Here is a 1,341-nt window from a genome sequence, read left to right on the forward strand (position 1 = left end):
TAGAATCAGCAATCAACGACCCTGTCCACGCCCAACCGCGAACAGGTCTCATTAGGTAGGCGCGACCGGTCAGGGCTGTGATGGAAGTGCCCGACCGATGCTGCTACTCTGCCGCGCGTCATGTCCAATTACAGGGGCAGGGTTGCAGAAAAGTCCCAAATTGGTAAAAATTTAACCTCACCATATTGGCGCACGTTTACCGCAATGCCGGTTTCCACCGCGGCCGGGTGCAGCCTTACGCGTCAGTCAGGAGCCCGTGAACTTCACGCAGAGGGCCGCGCCGATCGCAACACGAAGACTGGTCTGAGTATCTGGTTCAGCGGTCTTTCGAGCAGGCGGAAGCATAGATGACCAACCAGATTTGCACCGATCACCGCCAGCACAACAAAGATCGTGCCATGCACCGCGCCATCGGTGGGCACCGTGCGATTCATCACCGCCAGCACGAACGTGTGGAACAGGTAGGTGCTGTAAGAGGCATCGCCGACAATTTCTGACAGCCGCTCGACGGCGCCTTCGGTGACGTTTGTCGCAAACACGCTGACGATTACCGTCGCCACGCACAGCACCCGGCTCGCCGTCACGAAGACCGGGCTTGCCACCGCACTGCCCATTGCTGCAGCCGCGATCACGTCTGTCGCCAGAATCGCCCCAATCAGCAAGAACGGATAGCCTAGGCGCAGGGCGTCCGGGCGCTGACGATAGAACCATCCCACCAGCACGCCTGACAGAAACAGCAGCATGATCGGATTGTCGTAGAACACCGCTGCGGTCCCACAATGCACCCCGGAAACATTCGTCGCCAGCGCCACCGCGGGCAGGCCGATGAAAAACATCGCCATCAGCGCGATGCCGATCCGGTCCTTGAACAGCAGGGCCAGCGCGAAGATCACGTAGAAGAACATTTCGTAGTTGAGCGTCCAGCCCTGCCCGAGCACGGGCTGGATCAGCCCGCTGTTGGTCCCGCGATAGGGGATGAACAGAAAGGACATGGCCAGCTCGGAAAAGCCGATCGCACCGCGTTTCCAACCGCCCGACATCGCGAACATCAGGAGCGTCGCTAGCCAGTAGAGCGGCACAATGCGGATCAACCGCTTGGCCAGGAACGTGCCCAGCGCGCCGGGCCGGGCAAAGTCCCCGCCGGCGGTGAACATCATGATGAACCCGCTAATCACGAAGAACACGCTGACACCCAGGTCGCCCAAGTGCCAGAACAGGGGGCTGAACTGGCTGGAAAGCCCGCCGTAGCGCACCAGCGAATCGAACGCATGGTCAAGCACGACCAAGCTGGACGGTTCGAAAAACTCTGGCGCTCGGCGGGCTGACCTGATTCACTGCTTC

At 60.4% G+C, this 1,341-nt stretch carries 1 protein-coding gene; it reads right to left on the reverse strand.

Features of this window, described 5'->3' with window-relative positions; translation table 11 throughout:
- Window positions 1-263 precede the first annotated feature (263 nt).
- Entirely contained in the window at window positions 264-1,280 is a 1,017-nt protein-coding gene (locus IP83_RS19395) for an acyltransferase (protein ID WP_231625142.1), read from the reverse strand.
- Window positions 1,281-1,341 lie beyond the last annotated feature (61 nt).

It is taken from the genome of Novosphingobium sp. AAP93, assembly GCF_001296055.1.
GTDB lineage: Bacteria > Pseudomonadota > Alphaproteobacteria > Sphingomonadales > Sphingomonadaceae > Novosphingobium.